Origin of the sequence: Microbacterium sp. ZW T5_45 (assembly GCF_044987415.1) — a bacterium.
Classification (GTDB): Bacteria; Actinomycetota; Actinomycetes; order Actinomycetales; family Microbacteriaceae; genus Microbacterium.
Map to the genome: position 1 here is coordinate 1 of NZ_JBJDRJ010000042.1, position 15,691 is coordinate 15,691.

Here is a 15,691-nt window from a genome sequence, read left to right on the forward strand (position 1 = left end):
CCCCCGACCGTCGCCGCCCCGCCTCCGCGTCGGCCTTCGCATGCGTCACGGACGGGTCGCCGTGCCGGGCCAGTACCGACACCTCCCCCTCCCCGCCTCGCCTCGGCTCCTCGGTCGTCGTCACCGACTCATCGCGGTGGCCGTGACGGACGGGCGCGCGGTGCTGCTCGTGCGTGGTCGGGGTCTGGTTGTCGTCGTTCATGTTGTCTCCTCCGTGTCGGGGCCGGTCAGCGCCGGCCGGGCGAACCAGCGGCCCACCGTGGACGGGTGCACGCCCAGGTGGCGGGCGATCTGCTTGTTCGACCAGCCCTCCTCCTCCCGCAGCAGCACCGCCGCCTCACGCCCCTCACCCGGCGACACCGCCGCCGTCGAGACGGACGGCATCACCGCATGGTCCGAGTCGGCGACAGGCGCTGTCGGCGGGTCGGCAGACAGATCGGATGCGTGTGTGGGGGTGGGGCGGGTGAGGATGACGGTGAGGTGGGTGATCGCCAGCAGTACCAGCGGGGGCACCGCCGCGACGGACGCGGCGAGCACGGCCGGCACGTCGGCGTCGGCGGCGACGACGGCATGGATCGCGTTGGCCGTCACCGACACCACCGCCCCGGCGGCCAGCAGCACCCACGGGTACCAGGTCTGGCGGTGCCCGGCCAGGGCGACCACGGCGACGGTTGCGACGACGATGATGCCGTCCACGATCAGCGGCCACGCCCACGCCTGCCCCGCCTCGATCCCGGAGCGGCGGGCCAGGTCCGCCAGTGCGGTGAACGACAGCCAGAACGCTCCCGCGGCGATGAACACCGTCCCGCCCGCCGCGGTCACCACCGCCCACCGCCTCCCTGTCTGCGTCGCCATCACAACCCCCTCCCCGGCACGACCGGGCGCGCCGGCCCGGGCCGGCGGTCGAACCAGCCGGCTCCTGCCGGTGACGCGCCCTGCGTCGGGGAGGTCGTCGTGCGCCGGGCGGGGTGGACGGCGCGGTAGGCGGATCGGACGGTCGCGGTGATCTCCCGCGGCCCGAAGTCCGACTTCGCTGCCGTCAGCACCGCATCGAGCGCATCAGCGAGGGGGACGCCGCCCTCGGCCAGTCGGCACGAGGCCCAGAACAGTTTGAGATTGCGGTCGGTGTCCTGCCGGTCCAGCCACCGCGCCAACCGCTCCGCATCCTCCCGCCCCACCCGCTGCCCGCCGGCCGGACGGGCGCGGATCGGAGGGCGGGGGTCGAGGAAGTCCCGCAACCTGCCCGCATCCAGCTCGCGTCCAGGACGAGGGGCGACTTGCACGATGCGGTATCCGGCCGTCGCGCCGTCGATGGGTCGGGTCGAGGGCGGGACGATGATGTAACCTCCGTCGCCACGGAAATCGACTCCCACGCGCCCGGCCTGCCAGGACCGTTGCGCGGTGCCCGGTGTCGCCGGGTAGTAGGCGTGCATGCCGTCCGTGGGGGTGCGCACCAGCAGCTCCCACCCCTCGACCAGCCCGGCGTCACGGGCACGACGGAAGCTCTCCCGCCCGTCGACCGCGCCGTGCACGTCCACATCCACCACCACCAGCCCAGACGCCGCACCCGTCGGGACGGCGATGTTCGCGCCCGGCCAGCGTCGCCACCACGCCGACACCTGGGCGGGAGCGGTACTCGCATCGTGGAACCCGTGCCCGGTCAGGGGGCGCTTGCCGCCCGGCACGCACGGGAACACCGGCACCCCGGCGTCCGCGAACCGTGCCGCGGCCGCCGGCAACGGCAGGCCCGCTGCCTCGGTGAACAGCGACATGGCCCGCATCACAAGCCCCTCACCGCGGCATCCGCCACCCGCGACACCCGCGCCGGCTCCACCCGCGGCGGCGTCGCAGGCCGCTCCGCCCGCCCTGGCCGTTCGGTGCGCGGGGCGTCGCGGTTCAGGCCGGGCGGGTCGCCTCCGTCGAGCTGCACGGTCGGGAGGGCATCGAGGATCGCCCCGGCGGTCTTGCGGACCCGCTCGCCGGTGGCCTGCACCACCTCGGCCGGCTCCTTGTCCTTCACCGTCCCGGCCCACCCCGACACATACGGGATCGTGTACGAGCTGGTGTCCATGCCGTGCGCGGCGCCGATCATCAACGCCACCGACTCCGCCTCCACCTCCCCGATCCCTCGATGTCGCGTCGCATCGGGGTTGTCGGGGCCGTGCAGGCGCACGTGCGCGAGCTCGTGCGCGAGGGTCTTCACCTGCGCGGCATCGTCCATGTCGATCCGCACCGTGACCGTGCGATTCGTGTAGTCGGTCAGGCCGTTCGCGCCGTGGATCAGCCCGGCGTGCTCGACCCGCAGCACCGCGAACCCCTCCGCCTCCACCAGGCCTGCCAGCCCGTCCCAGAGCCCTTCCGGCGCCTCGCCTTCCAGCAGGACCGGCGCAGCGCGCTCGGGGATCGGATCGCCGGAGGTCTGCGACACGTCCCACACATGCGCCGGCTTCGCGCCCACCATCCGCGAGCGCACCGCCTCGCCCGGCTTCGGCTTCTCGAACCGCCCCAACCGGCGCCACGACAACGAGTCCTGCGGAGTCGAGGACGCGAAGCGGCCCGTCACCGGGGCGAAGATCATGTACCCCGGCTGGCCCTTCTCCACCTGACGCCCCAGGGACTGCCACTGCTTGTACCCGGCGACATACGACGGCTCCGACGCAGACACCCGCCCCTGCTCGAAAGCAACGAGATGCTGAGCCCAGATCAGCAGCGTGTTCCCGAACGACCGCGACCGGAACCGGCCCGCGAACTCCAACGCACGCCGCCAGTCGTCCCCGGAGGAGAGCTGACCGACCGCAGCCGCCAGCCGTTCATGCAGTGCGTCGAGCTTCGCATCCCGCGTGCCCCGCGGTTCCTCGGTCGTTGCCATCGTCGTCCTCCTCCCGGTAGTGGCCGGAGGCAGATGCCTGTGGCCCTTACGACCATGAGGTGCGCCGGGAGCATCAGACGAACGAGGCGGACGGAACGGAGAGCGACGGTCGCCAGGGTCCGTGATGAACCCGACATTTCCCCCGGTCTACCCGCCATGAACGGGGCGTCGAGCAGCAAGGGCATTATCCGCGACATCGGAAGAGAAACAGGAGTCACATGACGAGTTCGGATGCTGGTCGCCTACCGCCGAAGGGGGTGTACGTACAACTTGAAAAAGTTGTTCAGGGAACTCCCAAGAAAAAGAGAAGCGCCCCCGATATCGGGTGCGTTTCTCTTTCCTTGTTCGTCAGGGACCTGGGCGAGATGTCTTGAACTGCGTGAGTGGCGTGTTCCTGGGCTCTGTTACTCATCGAGCCCACGCCGAAGTCGTCGGTCCTGCAAGTGCGAAGAGGGGTGAGCCGTCCGCGTACTCTCCCTATGTCCGCAGCGGTTCGTCCTTGCCGCTCCGCTTCCTACCGGTTACGGTCTCGAGTTCGGTGTCGATGGGCTCAGGGCTGTCTCTCGGAGCAAGGTGCTGGTGGGGGAGATTGTCTAGCCGAGTATACGAATGCCCCGAAGGAGGCATCGCAGTGATCGCAGCCCTCCCGAGCAGATAAATGCGGATGCGGATTGAGACGGTACTGCGATGGCGGCAGGCCGAAACGACGTCTGAACCACGCCGATGCGACCCGTGGGTCGGCCCAGCCGACCCTTAGCGCGGCATCAGCCACGGAAAGCTCGGTCTCCTCGATGAGCCGCGTGAACTCGGTAAGCCGGATCTCCGTGAGGAACCGCGTCGGTGAGGTTCCTGTGTGGGCGACGAACAAGCGCGTGAGGTGTGAACGTGAAACTCTCACGGAGTCCGCTAATGCTGCCACAGTCCATTGCTCGTGCATTCGTGTGCTGAGCAGGCGCACAGCTCGGCCTACGTGGCCGAGCATGGTGGCGTCCGTAAGTCGCCCGCGAATCGGGGGCGCTGTCGCCCCAGAAGGAGAACGCGGCTTTCCTTGAAAAGTCGGTGCAAGAAAGGTAGGCGCAACAAGACCTACCCATCGCGCGAACAGCTCCACAGTGCGAGCTGTGGCAACCTCAGGGACGTCGCTGCCATCACGGAGAATACTCATCTGCCGCCAGAGCGGGGCAAGAAGTTGCAATCGCGAGATGCCTGGCATGAGCAGCAGGGGTGCGCCGTCCCAATCTTTAGGGTGAACTCCCGGGCGTACGCGTTTCCTATCGGGCAGGAGCAAAGCCATCTGCGCGCGAAGGAATCGCTCGTTGGCGTACACGGTCCACAGGCGTGCTCGCGAGCGCGGTTTATTCGGCTCCATCGTTCCGCGCCGATTGCCAGTGCGTTGCCGGATGCCAGAAGATGGGCGCCCTCAGCAGTTTGGACCTCGACGGTGCCTTCCATGACGTGCATGATTCTGGCGTCGCCGAAGACCACCCGATTGGTCGGAAGGATGTGTGTTGATTCGACGGCGATCAGCGGCAACATGCGGCACCACATGGCGTTGTTTGCTACGTTTCCCGTGCGCCAGCCAATCCGGCGTCGCGCGTTCTCGCGGAGCCGAAGACGTGCGGGATGAGAGAGTGAAGGGTGATGGCGGCCACGCCTTCCTCAGAGGATTCGCGACCATTGGGGCCTCCTCCTACGTGACCGGGGTCGGGAGCCTAGGCTCGCTGCGCCGGGTGCGGCGGCGACCTTCGGGCAGGCTCAGAGAGGCAACGGCCCCTACTCCAGGGCCCGCGGTGAACGGACGTCGTGAGTTCGAGATCGCGACACGTGCAACATCCTCCTCTTGAAGCGAGACCGGCTTCCTCCTGGATAATTGGAGAACAGTCGTTGACACCTGCACCCCCGTCGGACTGTGGCTTCATCGGCTTGCGAGCTGGTTGTACGTAAGGGCAGGCTGATCGCTGAGGATGTGTCCTTCGTCGGGGCGAAGTTCCACACTGGCGCTGGGGATCTCTGCGCGGATGCGGTGAGCAGCAGCTACAGCGTCGAGCATTCGATCCTTCGCCCCGAAGGTCGCAGTCAGTTGTCCGCGAATGCCTTGCAGTACTTCGGTTGAATGTTCGGGAAGTGCATCGGTTCGGGGCGAGAAGTGCGCAAAAGTGCGGAGCGCGTAGAGATCGAGCTGCGCCTGGAGTTCGGTTCGCGGTTCTTGGTTCTTTCGGGGGCCCGTGAGGTAGGAGAGAGCGCGTCTTCGACCTGGCTCGCCGAGCGCGGTCAGCAGCCCGGCGACCACGAGTGGCGCGATCTTCCGTGGACCAAAGCCGCTAGATGAGTGAAGTATCAGGTGCGTGACCTGGTCAGGGTAGCTCGCCGCGAACGCCGTAGCGATCCAGCCGCCCAGGGAGACGCCGACATACGCGGCCGGCCCTCCGACAAGCTCACGATGCACTTCGGAAAGCCAAGATGCCTGGTCATGGACGACGAAGGGAATGCGGGTGGGTGTGCTCTGGCCGGGCTCGCCAGGTAGATCGATCGCGTGAACTCTGTGTGTCGCCGTGAGTCGCTGAATCGTTGGTGCCCATGAGAGAGCAGTGGAGCCCGAGCCGTGAAGAAGTACGACGGGCGGTGCGTCTGGAGATCCGCTGGTGATTGTGGCGATGTCGCCAATCGAGGTCGCTATGGTGTGGCGCACGGCGCTAGGCAGGTAACGCTGCAGAAGCGTCTCGTATGTTTCGTGGATTTCGAGGGCGCCCGAATCGCTTCGGAACCGGCGGTCAGTCACAGGTGATCTCCAATGCGTTGTTGATGGTGGTGAGTACGGTCAAGACCGCGTCGAGCGGGCCTGACGCGATCACCTGAAGCGCGTGATAGTCGGGCATGCTCACAATCTGAAGGGCTACTCGGGGCGCTGCCCCACTCACATTGAGCAGTGATGAGATCCGCTGCTCCTGTTCGGCGCTGGCCGCGTCTACGCGGACAACGACAGATGCCGTTGTGCGTGTTGCCGCCGTGTCGCCGGGGTCCGGTGAGGGTGCCACTGTTCCACGCTCGATGAGCTTCAGGTCCTCGATGTGGATGCGGTATTGCTTCCCGATGCGCGTGGCTCGGAGGCGTCCAGCTCGGATGTACTCGCGCACCGTACGAGGTCGAAGTTGAAGACGCGCAGCCACATCGTCAACACTCAAGAGTTCATCCATAGATATATAGTTACATAAACAACCATATACGTACAGATGAGAGATCGTCTGAACCCGGTCGCGCCGAGAGTTAGGGCTTTGGCATGCACAATCCATCGGCAACGGCAGTCCGACACCAGCGGGGTCGGCGCAACCATCGCTCGAGAGACGCAAGTGGTGGGGTCTGTTCACCGCTTCGGGTGCAGTCTGCGGGGTCGCCGGACTTCGATAGCGACGCGCGCTGAGTACGGCGCGGCGCCGGCAGTGATCGATCCGTTCGCGTTGCAGCGCGTCTGCGGTCGTACGTGGCTGTCGCCTTCTCTGTAGGCGGTCGCGTTCCTCACGCCCTCGCCGCCGCCCAGCGCTCGGCCTGCATTCTCAGCAGTGTCCGCAGATCACTTAGGTCGACGCTGTAATCAACGATATGGAGTCCCAGTGCGGAGTCGGATGTATCTGGGAGCAGTCCCGAGTGATCAGAGATCTGAAGCCACGAGTTGTTGCTCGTCGCGTCGCCGGTGAACGAGCAGCGGCCCGAAAGGGCGCCCGGAGAGGAGCGGTATCCGGTCGTGTCGGTGGGGAGCGTGTAGCCCGTGAGCACGTGTGTCAGTGCACCATTGGGCGCGATCGCGTGACCGCGTACTAATAGGCTCGTGGGGAGGATCGGCCCCAGCGTAGTCTCGGCATCTGGGGATGTTCCGGTGAGAACGGCGGTGGGGTTGACGCAGGCGATGCGGTGGCCCGGGTCCAGGTTGGCGGCGAGGCTGCCAGCCGGAGGGGCGCCGCCCTCGGACGCCTCGTAGCTCGAGTATGCGATGATGCAGCCGACTGGCACCGCCGTCGCGATGGGTTCGCATAGCGGGAGGTGCTGAAAGGTTGACGCAGGGTCGTTCCCGCCACCAGCCGCCGCATTCAAGGGCACCTGAACTTGGCCACCGAGCAACACGGCGCTGACGAGCTGAGCGGTCGCTTCGGCGTCGCCGTCGACGGCATGCTGTAGGAGCTTTTCGACGGCGACACTGCCCTGTGAGTGCCCCAGCAGGATGACTCCTCGTCTTTGACCGGTGACTGTGTCAACGTTGTCGTGGGCCCAGTAGTCGTCCCAGGCCTGTTGTACGTCGGCGAAGCCGGGACCGGGGTACGGCTCGGCGCCGGTGAGGGCACTGAGCGCCATCTGCGGCAACGTGCTCTGGCGATACAGTGGCGCAAAGATCCGGCACTGTCCGGTGAGTGGGCCGATCTGTGCCAGGAGAACGGCGATCTCGTCGTCACGCGCGGAGGGTGGCAGCGACCCCACCCTCACCACGGGGTTCGGGAGCAGATCGATGGTCGGGTAGACGTAGAAGCAGTCGACCGGTGGCTCCTCGACGGCAGGCTGCTCGACCACCGCACCTTGGGGGGCGACCACGGTGGTCGACAGGGGGACCGTCGCACCGTCGGGGTACCGCGCCGTCGTCGTGCCGCAGGCGGTCGCGGGATCGTCGGGGTGGCATAGCCAGACGGGTTCAGCGAGGGGCGCGGTGAGAAGACGGGCGGCGGAGCCATCAGAGGGCGCCGCGGAAGCGGATGCCGCTGGGACGACGAATCCAAGCGAGAGCGCGCCCGCGAGCGCGGCTCCCGCGGTGAGGAGGGGGAGGGGGCGAGGCATCATTGCCTCCTTTCATCGGGTGCGCCGGAGGACGCACAGAGGGACGGGCGGTGTCAGCTGGCTCCGAGAAGTCGGCGTCGAAGTCTTCGGCGTCGCCGCACCTGGAACCAGGTGATCCGGGTGATGGCGAGCAGCTTCCTGACGTGGCCGGGGTGGTGCACTGTGCCGAACGTGCCGCGGCCGGGGGCCGCGGCGATCCACCGCTGCAGCGCGCGGAAGCTGTCGATCTGACGCGCAAGCAGGTCGAGGTCGATCCCAGCGTGACGAGTCTCGGCGAGCAGCGACGCTGGCGCCGTGACGAGCGCGATGGCGGGGATGCCCTTCTCGAACAGCGGCTCGCCCTCGCCGAGGTGCACCAGTGCTCCCGGCTTGACGGGGTGGATCGGGCCGGAACCCTTCCACAGTCTCCGGGAGAGCGCATCGAGCTCGGGCGTGGTCGCGTACAGCAGTTCCGGCTCCGGTCCTTCGTCTGCGTGGCCCGTACGCGGGAAATCGTCGCGTCGCCGCCGGGCGCCGAGGTGTTCGATGACGAGTCCGGCCACGGCGGTCAGGCCGGCGGCATCGGCATCCCACATCTCCGGATGCGCCTGGAGCCATGCCGTGGTCGCTTGGCCGTGGAGGGTGACCGCGGGGATGCGGAGGTGCCCGGCCGTCAGGACGAAGACGATGGTGCGGTCGTGAGGGATCGTGGCGGCGTCCTGCGCGAGTGCGAGCAGGCCGATGTGGCCGTTCTCCTCGATCGCATTGCCGCCGTCGCTGTGCGTGACGACCAGGATGCTCTCGTCGGCGTGCGGTCCTGCGCCTGGTGACACGGCCCAGACCGTGTCCATCGTCGCTCCGTGGTGACGTGTCGCCTCCAGAGTGAGGGTCGCCTGGTCTCCGCGTCGTGCCGCAGCCAGGATGCGGTCGCCTTCCGATTCGGGGACCCATACGGCAGGCACGCCCTGGTGTGGGCGGGTGAACGGCAGGTATTGGCCCCGCGCCTCGTCGTCGCCGAGCCCACGCCACACCGCCACCACGCCGACGACGCCCGCGTCGCACGCGGCGGTGAGGTCGGATCCAGCGAGCTCGACGGCGATGACGGGATTCGCGACCGTCTCGAACGGAAGATGACCATCCCAGGAGTCCAGCAGGAGCGAGGCGGGCGCTTCGAGGTTCTCGACCTCGATCACGGCGATGCGCCCGGAGGCCTCCGCCCACCTCTTGCGACGTCCCGGGACCAGCGCGAGGGGAGCGCTGATGCCGGCAGGGCCGGTCTCACCGGAGTACGGCCACGGTGACGAGACGTCCACCGGACCGTCACCCAGGGTGAGGAAGGCGCCGTGCTCCGGAGGGTCCCACCGTTCGAACGTGTGCATGTCGCGTTCGACGGCGTACCCGAGTTTGGCAAGTTCGGCGGCGACCTCGTCGATGAGCATTCGGTGGGCAGCGTTGCCGGATCGGCGGGGACCGAGAGCGTTCAGCCGATCAATCTGAGACGCGTAGGAATTCATCCTGACGCCCCGGTCCTGGTGGATGCGCGGGATGCCGACAGCGTGGCCAGGCGGCGGCCGATCTCGCGCTGCACCGCCGGGCTGGCGTACTGGAAGACGACCTCGGCGAGGGTCTGGCCCCGCGTCCACCGGGTTGCTGCGCGCATGGCTTCGACCGCGGCAGGGCGGTGCTCGGCGAGTGCCTCCTCGATGACGGACAGCGCTTCGGCGTCGTCGACGATCTGTGCGAGGGAGGAGTCGAGGCTGACGGCGCCGAGAGGCCGGGGCATGGGGGAGGGAATCGTCCACGTGTGGATACCGGCGTGCAGGACGCGTGGGCCGTCGGGGCCGGGGACTTCGGCCTCGACTCCGCTCGGGACGGTCGCGCGTATGTGGACCTCGGCTCTCTGTCGGCGCCATTCGACCTCGATCCGCCCCGAGGCGCTGTCGAAAGCGACGGCGGCGTCGTCGACCCCGGGGAACGGGCGCGGTGCGATGCGCACCCGTCGGGCTCCTGGCTCGAGCACGGTGAGTCCGCCGAGCTCGCGATGCATCCAGTCGGCGACGGCACCGAGAGCGTAATGATTGAAGCTGGTCATATCGCCGGGGTTGATCGAACCGTCCGGGAGCATCGAGTCCCACCGTTCCCAGATCGTCGTCGCGCCCATGGTGACCGGATAGAGCCAGGAAGGGCAGCCGGTCTCCAGCAGCAGCCTGGACGCCTCGTGATCGTGACCTGTCGCGGTGAGCGCGTCGAGGATCAGCGGTGTGCCGACGAACCCGGTCGCGACGCGATAGCCGTTCTCTCGGACGAGGTCGGCCAGGCGTGCACCGGCGGCCGGGCACAGGTTCTCGGGGAGGAGGTCGAAGGCGATGCCGAGCGCGTAGGCCGTGGGAGTGTCGGAGACCATCCGTCCTGCCGCGGTGACGTACTCGTCGACGAACGCGGCGCGGACATCGTCGTGTATCGTCCGGTAGCGCGTCGCGTCAGCGGGCTCTTCCAGGAGGTCGGCGGCTCTCGCAAGCAGCGCAGTCGATCGTGCGAGGTAGGCGGTGGCCACGAGCCCCGGTGCGGTCATCGCCTGGCCCGGGCGGTCCGGGGGAGCGGTGGGGTCGAGCCAGTCGCCGAACTGGAAGCTGCCCTCCCAGATGCGGCGCGGGCCCGCCAGCCGCAAGCACAACTCCACCCAGGCGCGCGCGCTCGGATACTGGCGTTCGAGGGTGTCGCGGTCGCCGAAGAGCCGTTCGAGCACGTCCGGGACCACCACTGCGGCGTCTCCCCACGCTGCCGCTGGACGCGACAGCCCCAAGACATCGGGCACGACGAAGGGAACGGTGCCATCGGCATCCTGTTCGAGTCCAAGATCTCGAAGCCACGAGTCCAGGAAGCTGCGGACGTCGTAGAGGAATCCAGCGGTCGGTGCGAACACCTGGATGTCTCCGGTCCAGCCGAGGCGCTCGTCGCGCTGCGGGCAGTCGGTGGGGATCGACAGGAAGTTGCCGCGGAGGCTCCATACCACGTTGTCGTGCAGCTTCTGCAGCAGCGGGTGCGAGGTGTGGAACCATCCGGTGCGTGTCATGTCGCTGTGGATCACGACTGCTGTCACGTCGGCGGGGTCGAACTCGCCCGGCCACCCCGTGATCTCGGCGTATCGGAAGCCGTGGAAGGTGAACTCCGGTTCCCACTCCTCGATCTCGGTGCCTGCCAGGGTGTAGCTGTCGGTGGAGATCGCGCGGCGCAGTGGACGGGTGCCGAGACTCCCGTCTTCGAGGACTTCGGCGTGCCGCAGTGTCACCGTCGTCCCCCGGGGTCCCGAGACGCGGATGCGCAGACGCCCGACGAGGTTCTGCCCGAAGTCGAGCAGGACCGTTCCCGCGGACGAGGAGAGAACCGCCGCGATCGGTCGCTGTTCGATGCGGCGCACGGGGGGCGAGATCCGTGGGCCCGGTGCAGGGTCCGCGTCGAAGACCTGCGCGGCAGACCACCGTCCCGGCGCCGCGAGGCGTGCGTCGTGATGTTCGCCCTCGTACAGTCCGCTGTCGGTGATCGGTCCGTCCGCGGCCTGCCAATCGGCTCCGCTGCGGATCCACTGCCTCCGGCCGTCGCCGTGCTCCAGGAGGAGCTGGGCGGCCAGGCGGGGCTGATCGCCGTACCGGGGTCGAGCATTCTGCCGGAACCCGAACCGCTCGGTCGCCCAGGTTCCGGCAAGCCGGAACGTCATCGTGTTCATGCCATCGTGCACCAGCGCTGTGACGTCGGTGGTGTCGTAAACGGTCCGCTTGTCGAACGGCGTCCAGCCGGGTTTGAGCACATGATCGTCGACATCGGTCCCATTCACCGCAGCTTGGTACGAGCCCACCGCGGTGGCGTACAACGTGGCCCGCACCACGTCGGAGGCGTTGAACGTGTGGCGCAGGGTAGTGGGCTGTGCGTGACGTTCCGGTGTGGGGTGGCCGACCCAGTCGGCGCTCCACTCGCCGTCGTCGAGAAACCCGGCAATGATCGTGACGGGATCGCTCCAATCGCTGAACGCTCCGTCCTTCCCCGCCAACCGTACCCGGAGGTCACCTCGCTGGCGCGCAGAGAGGGAAGCGAACGGCCAGTCGACTCGGAGCCGCTTCTCGCCCTCGTGGCGGGCTACCGCCACCGCGCCGGCGGACTCCCACCGGAACTCGGCCGTATGCTGCCGCCACGCGGCGTCCGTCGTCTCGATGCGCCAGCTGATCACGGGGCTGGGCTGGGAAACAGGATCGCCAGGGCGGGCTGCCTCGACCGTGAGGTGTGCCCGAACCGGCATCGGCATCACGACGATGCTCCCGGTGCGACCGTGGCCGACGAGGTGGCCTCGGGATCGGTACGACTCTCAACGTCGAGTAGGGAGACGTTTCGACGCCGGCGGAAGACGGCCCACGCGATGCCGAGACCGGCGACGTTGAACACGGTCAGCAGCACGTAGAACGCCGTGACACCGGTTTGCAGCAGAAGCGGAGTGACGGCTGCCAGAGCCGCGGCACTGAAGCGTCCAATCGAGATGATCGCTCCCTGCGCGGTCGAACGCAGCAGAGTGGGGAAAGACTCCTGCGTCCAGACCTTCATGATCCCCTCGAAGGCGAAAGCTCCGCCCACGGCAGCCAACAGGGCGCTGATGGCATACGTGACAATGTTCAGACCAGCCAACACGACGACGAGCTTCGACAGGATCATGACGACAGCACCGATCTGGAAGTACAGGAATCGCCGCGGCCCATCGACGATCTTCATGAACCACAGATATCCGAACACGGCGACCGGGATCATCGGCAACGCGATGAGCGCGGCCTGACCCACGGTGGCACCGCCGTACGTGACGACGATGTAGGTGCCGAACTGGCCGCTCGTGTTGGCGACCAGGTTTGTCAGAGCGTAGAAGGCGACGAGAGCAAGGAACGGGATGACATAGGGGGTCCGGATCAAGTCGACGATGCGCGCGCGATCGGCGCGGACCGTGGGCACACCGGATCGGCGCTCGTCGCGTGCGGTGGTCCAGCTCACCGACTCAGGGATCGTGAGGCGCCCGAGGAGTACGAGCAGGGCGACAACGCCGATGTGGCCGAACAGGATCTGTGCTCCGCGGTGCCCCCAGTCGCCGACGACGCTCGCGATGAGCGTGTTCACGACGATGCCGATGATCCACAGCAGGTTGGAGAGGCCCAGCAGGCGGCCGCGGTTCGCGTCGGTCGCCGCCTCGGCGATCGTCGCCAATGACACCGGCAGATCGGCTCCGGTGCCGAGGCCCAGCAGGATGGCACCCGCGACGACGACACCGAACGAGGGAGCGAAGATCAAGGCGAGGACGGCGGCGAGGATGAGGATCATCGTCGCCGTGAAGACGGGGCGCCGCCCGAACCGGTCGCCCAGCCGTCCCCCGATGAGCGCACCGACGGCGATGGAGAGGGTCAGCGAGGCGGCCGCGACGCCCACCTGCCACTCATCGAGCCCGAGCTCCGCGCGAAGGATCACGAGAGACGTGCTGAAGCCGGTGATTGCGGCTGAATCGATGTACGACGCCATACCTGCCACGGTGGCAACCCACCACGGGCGAGCGTGCAGAGGACGAGCGGGCATGGGCTTCTCCTTCGAAGCAGGGGTTCAGCAGACACTTCACCATATCAAGTGATTGTCGCTAGGACAATCACTCGATACACAATGCAGTCGACCGGCGGCTGCTCTGTGTGTCAGTCGCCGTGCGTTCGCGGGTCCCAGTGCGACGGCGGCGGGCCCCATGGTGCTCCGGACACGCGCTGCACTTCACCGCCGACACGTCGATCGAGGTCGCGGACGAGACGGACGAGCAGCTCTTCGAGCCTCTCGCGCTCCGCGTCGTCCCACCCGTCGATCGCTTCGGCGAAGTCCATCTCGCTCGCCGCCACGATGCGCTTGGCTACCTCGCGCCCACCGGGAGTGAGAGCGATCATCGTCTCCCGGCCATCAAGCGGATTGGCCATGCGGCCCACGAGCTCGGCAGCCTCGAGTCGCCGCACGACCTTGCTGAGGTTGGAGCGACCCGTATGGGCGGCATCGGCAAGCTCAGTGGGCCGCGCAGCCCCTCGGTAGGCGAGCTGGTTCATGACCAGGAATGCGAGCATGTCATCGGAAAGAGGGAAACCGCTGCGCCGCAGTAGGTCCTCGCGCCGCGATCCTGACGAAGCCCAGGTGATGACCGCCTGCATCGCGGCTCGGGCATCGAGACCTCCGCCACCGACGACTGGCGCCATGACCGCCGGGGTCGACGGAAGAGCAACGGGAGAGTGGGGGCGGCGCGGCATGCTTTATCTTCTCGCATGCCTTGTCGACGGCGTCGAAAGGAGCGAGCCGCGAGTCGGCTTGTCTACGCAGAGGCGGTGACGCTTCGGGTCGAGTTGCCGTATCGATCACGGCCCGCGGATCACAGCGAGCCGGGTGGGCGACAGTGCCTCTTTCCGGGCTGTGCTCAGCGCAACACGTACGGTCTGTGTTCGGAGCGCAGGAGCGCCCACGAATCAAGACTGCTCCACTCGCCCTTGAACCAGTCGGCCTGGACGGCGCACCCTTCATGACGAAACCCGAGCCGACGGAAAAGGCGTCGGGCGGGTTTGTTGCGCGTGTCGGTGAAGGCGAGGAGCCGGTGCGAGTGCTGTCGATGGAAGAGAGCATCAATGAGCGCCTCGAGCGCTTCTGTCGATGCGCCCGTACCACGGTGGGCAGGTGCAATGGTCACGCCGAGTTCGTAGGTGTGAGGCTGGTCGATAAGCGCATGCACGGCCACGTCACCGACGAGCGCACCGCTAGTGCGGTCCCGAACGGCGATCTGGAGCCAGGCACCGGATTGTGACCGAAGTCCGCGCGGTTGCGCGCCGATGAGCGTGGCGGTGTCTGCCTGGGACCAGGCCGGCGTCCAAGACTGAAACCGTGCCGTGCCGGGATCGGGACGATACTCGGTGAAGCGCGCGGCGTCTGCGGGGGCGAGCGGTGATACTTCGAACCGCTCCGTCGTGAGCGGAAATGCGAGCACGGCAATGAGACTAGTCCAGAGCGCGCTCCCCGGGTGCCGTTCTCCTTGTAGAGCTGTGAAGCGGGGCAGAGGCGATGCCAAGCGTCTCGGTCGGGCGTCGAATCTCCGCGTTTTCGCTCGAGTGATCTCGATGTGAGGTCCGCGCCGACCGTGTGGGCGATGACGGCACGATTCGCGCTTGCGGCGATGAGCATGTGGGGTCTTTCGCGGTGCCGGCCGCATCAGATCTCGCGTGCAACGTCGTTTCCGGCGCGAGCGAGTCCGGGAAGCATCCAGACGATGAGCTCGCTGATCATGGTGCGGAAACGTGCTTGGGCTGTGGACTCTGCCCACTCGTCGACCGCCAGCAGCGCGTCCGGGGCGGGCTCGATGCTCCTGAGGCGGCTCCTCGTTTCTGCGGGACTGACGTGCTGTTCCCGCCGGGATGCAGCGGAGCTGGCCATGGTTACACCGATCAGAGCTTCGTAGCAGACGGTGGCGCGGGCTGGCGACAGTCCCAGGCCCGCCATTTCGACGAGCAACTGATCGACCATCCGCACCATCTGCTCCCAAGTCGCGGTGCCGATCCGTGCCGGGATCGCGGTGGGGTGGGCGACGAGCAGGTCACGAATCTTCTCGAACAGCACGATGAGAGCTTCGAGTGGGTCGGGGCTCGAGTCCAGGTCGGGGATCTCTATCCGCTTCAATATCCGCTCTGTTGCCAGGTCGGCGATCTCGTCGATCGACGCGAAGTACGAGTAGAGCGTCGAGGACCGTGTGCCCAATCGAGCGGCGAGCGAACGGATCGAGAGGGCCTCATAGCCCTGATCGACGATGAGCCCCGCCGCATCGTCGATCACGCGCTCGGGAGTGAGCTTACGGGGCCGGCCCCGCTGTCGCTTCTGTTCGATCATCGTTCCTCACTTTACAGATCGCAAGATCGGAATATGATTACGATCACCTGATCATAAAAGGAGGCCTCGTGAAACTGGTTCGAACGGCGCTCCGGGTCCGAGGGGATG

The 15,691-nt window shown here is 67.3% G+C and carries 14 protein-coding genes; all 14 read right to left on the reverse strand.

All coding sequences use genetic code 11. The features are described 5' to 3' along the window. A partial coding sequence (locus tag ACI3KS_RS16710) for a hypothetical protein (protein ID WP_404919673.1) occupies positions 1 to 202 on the reverse strand: 202 nt, incomplete at its 3' end. Further along, positions 199 to 855, reverse strand: coding sequence for a DUF2637 domain-containing protein (locus tag ACI3KS_RS16715; RefSeq protein ID WP_404919674.1), 657 nt, complete (start codon positions 853 to 855; stop codon positions 199 to 201). The genes ACI3KS_RS16715 and ACI3KS_RS16710, both read right to left, overlap by 4 nt. Then, positions 855 to 1,781 (reverse strand): bifunctional DNA primase/polymerase, encoded by a 927-nt coding sequence (locus tag ACI3KS_RS16720; protein WP_404919675.1) that lies wholly within the window; start codon positions 1,779 to 1,781, stop codon positions 855 to 857. The genes ACI3KS_RS16715 and ACI3KS_RS16720 overlap by 1 nt, the downstream gene beginning before the upstream one ends. Then, positions 1,781 to 2,869, reverse strand: coding sequence for an ArdC-like ssDNA-binding domain-containing protein (locus tag ACI3KS_RS16725; protein ID WP_404919676.1), 1,089 nt, complete (start codon positions 2,867 to 2,869; stop codon positions 1,781 to 1,783). The genes ACI3KS_RS16720 and ACI3KS_RS16725 overlap by 1 nt, the downstream gene beginning before the upstream one ends. Before the next feature lie 550 nt (positions 2,870 to 3,419). Then, positions 3,420 to 4,238 (reverse strand): helix-turn-helix domain-containing protein, encoded by an 819-nt coding sequence (locus tag ACI3KS_RS16730; RefSeq protein ID WP_404919677.1) that lies wholly within the window; start codon positions 4,236 to 4,238, stop codon positions 3,420 to 3,422. A 546-nt stretch (positions 4,239 to 4,784) separates the two neighbouring features. After that, the gene (locus ACI3KS_RS16735; protein WP_404919678.1) at positions 4,785 to 5,648 is read right to left on the reverse strand and encodes an alpha/beta fold hydrolase; all 864 of its coding nucleotides are present in this window, start codon (positions 5,646 to 5,648) and stop codon (positions 4,785 to 4,787) included. Beyond that, the gene (locus ACI3KS_RS16740) at positions 5,641 to 6,063 is read right to left on the reverse strand and encodes a helix-turn-helix domain-containing protein (protein WP_404919679.1); all 423 of its coding nucleotides are present in this window, start codon (positions 6,061 to 6,063) and stop codon (positions 5,641 to 5,643) included. The genes ACI3KS_RS16735 and ACI3KS_RS16740 overlap by 8 nt, the downstream gene beginning before the upstream one ends. A 319-nt stretch (positions 6,064 to 6,382) precedes the next feature. Further along, positions 6,383 to 7,687: a DUF3089 domain-containing protein gene (locus tag ACI3KS_RS16745; RefSeq protein ID WP_404919680.1), complete on the reverse strand. Its 1,305-nt coding sequence runs from the start codon at positions 7,685 to 7,687 to the stop codon at positions 6,383 to 6,385. A gap of 53 nt (positions 7,688 to 7,740) precedes the next feature. Beyond that, the gene (locus ACI3KS_RS16750; protein WP_404919681.1) at positions 7,741 to 9,105 is read right to left on the reverse strand and encodes a hypothetical protein; all 1,365 of its coding nucleotides are present in this window, start codon (positions 9,103 to 9,105) and stop codon (positions 7,741 to 7,743) included. Between the two features lie 71 nt (positions 9,106 to 9,176). After that, entirely contained in the window at positions 9,177 to 11,963 is a 2,787-nt protein-coding gene (locus tag ACI3KS_RS16755; protein ID WP_404919682.1) for a family 78 glycoside hydrolase catalytic domain, read from the reverse strand. Beyond that, on the reverse strand, positions 11,963 to 13,264 hold the full coding sequence (locus ACI3KS_RS16760) for an MFS transporter (RefSeq protein ID WP_404919683.1): 1,302 nt from the start codon (positions 13,262 to 13,264) through the stop codon (positions 11,963 to 11,965). Before ACI3KS_RS16760 ends, ACI3KS_RS16755 begins: the two co-directional genes overlap by 1 nt. A gap of 110 nt (positions 13,265 to 13,374) precedes the next feature. Further along, positions 13,375 to 13,785 carry a MarR family winged helix-turn-helix transcriptional regulator gene (locus ACI3KS_RS16765; RefSeq protein WP_404919684.1) on the reverse strand — a complete coding sequence of 137 codons (411 nt, stop codon included), beginning with the start codon at positions 13,783 to 13,785 and terminating at the stop codon, positions 13,375 to 13,377. Between the two features lie 344 nt (positions 13,786 to 14,129). After that, positions 14,130 to 14,690 (reverse strand): GNAT family N-acetyltransferase, encoded by a 561-nt coding sequence (locus tag ACI3KS_RS16770; protein WP_404919685.1) that lies wholly within the window; start codon positions 14,688 to 14,690, stop codon positions 14,130 to 14,132. Positions 14,691 to 14,911: 221 nt separating this feature from the next. Next, positions 14,912 to 15,583, reverse strand: a complete 672-nt coding sequence (locus ACI3KS_RS16775) for a TetR/AcrR family transcriptional regulator (RefSeq protein ID WP_404919686.1) — start codon at positions 15,581 to 15,583, stop codon at positions 14,912 to 14,914. Between the last annotated feature and the right edge of the window lie 108 nt (positions 15,584 to 15,691).

Bases quoted from the DNA above. Each gene is read 5' to 3' on its own strand.
- ACI3KS_RS16720 (WP_404919675.1), bottom strand. From the start codon at position 1,781: ATGCGGGCCATGTCGCTGTTCACCGAGGCAGCGGGCCTGCCGTTGCCG.
- ACI3KS_RS16760 (WP_404919683.1), bottom strand. From the start codon at position 13,264: ATGCCCGCTCGTCCTCTGCACGCTCGCCCGTGGTGGGTTGCCACCGTG.
- ACI3KS_RS16740 (WP_404919679.1), bottom strand. From the start codon at position 6,063: ATGGATGAACTCTTGAGTGTTGACGATGTGGCTGCGCGTCTTCAACTT.
- ACI3KS_RS16775 (WP_404919686.1), bottom strand. From the start codon at position 15,583: ATGATCGAACAGAAGCGACAGCGGGGCCGGCCCCGTAAGCTCACTCCC.
- ACI3KS_RS16750 (WP_404919681.1), bottom strand. From the start codon at position 9,105: ATGCTCATCGACGAGGTCGCCGCCGAACTTGCCAAACTCGGGTACGCC.
- ACI3KS_RS16730 (WP_404919677.1), bottom strand. From the start codon at position 4,238: ATGGAGCCGAATAAACCGCGCTCGCGAGCACGCCTGTGGACCGTGTAC.
- ACI3KS_RS16755 (WP_404919682.1), bottom strand. From the start codon at position 11,963: ATGCCGATGCCGGTTCGGGCACACCTCACGGTCGAGGCAGCCCGCCCT.
- ACI3KS_RS16725 (WP_404919676.1), bottom strand. From the start codon at position 2,869: ATGGCAACGACCGAGGAACCGCGGGGCACGCGGGATGCGAAGCTCGAC.
- ACI3KS_RS16765 (WP_404919684.1), bottom strand. From the start codon at position 13,785: ATGCTCGCATTCCTGGTCATGAACCAGCTCGCCTACCGAGGGGCTGCG.
- ACI3KS_RS16745 (WP_404919680.1), bottom strand. From the start codon at position 7,687: ATGCCTCGCCCCCTCCCCCTCCTCACCGCGGGAGCCGCGCTCGCGGGC.
- ACI3KS_RS16715 (WP_404919674.1), bottom strand. From the start codon at position 855: ATGGCGACGCAGACAGGGAGGCGGTGGGCGGTGGTGACCGCGGCGGGC.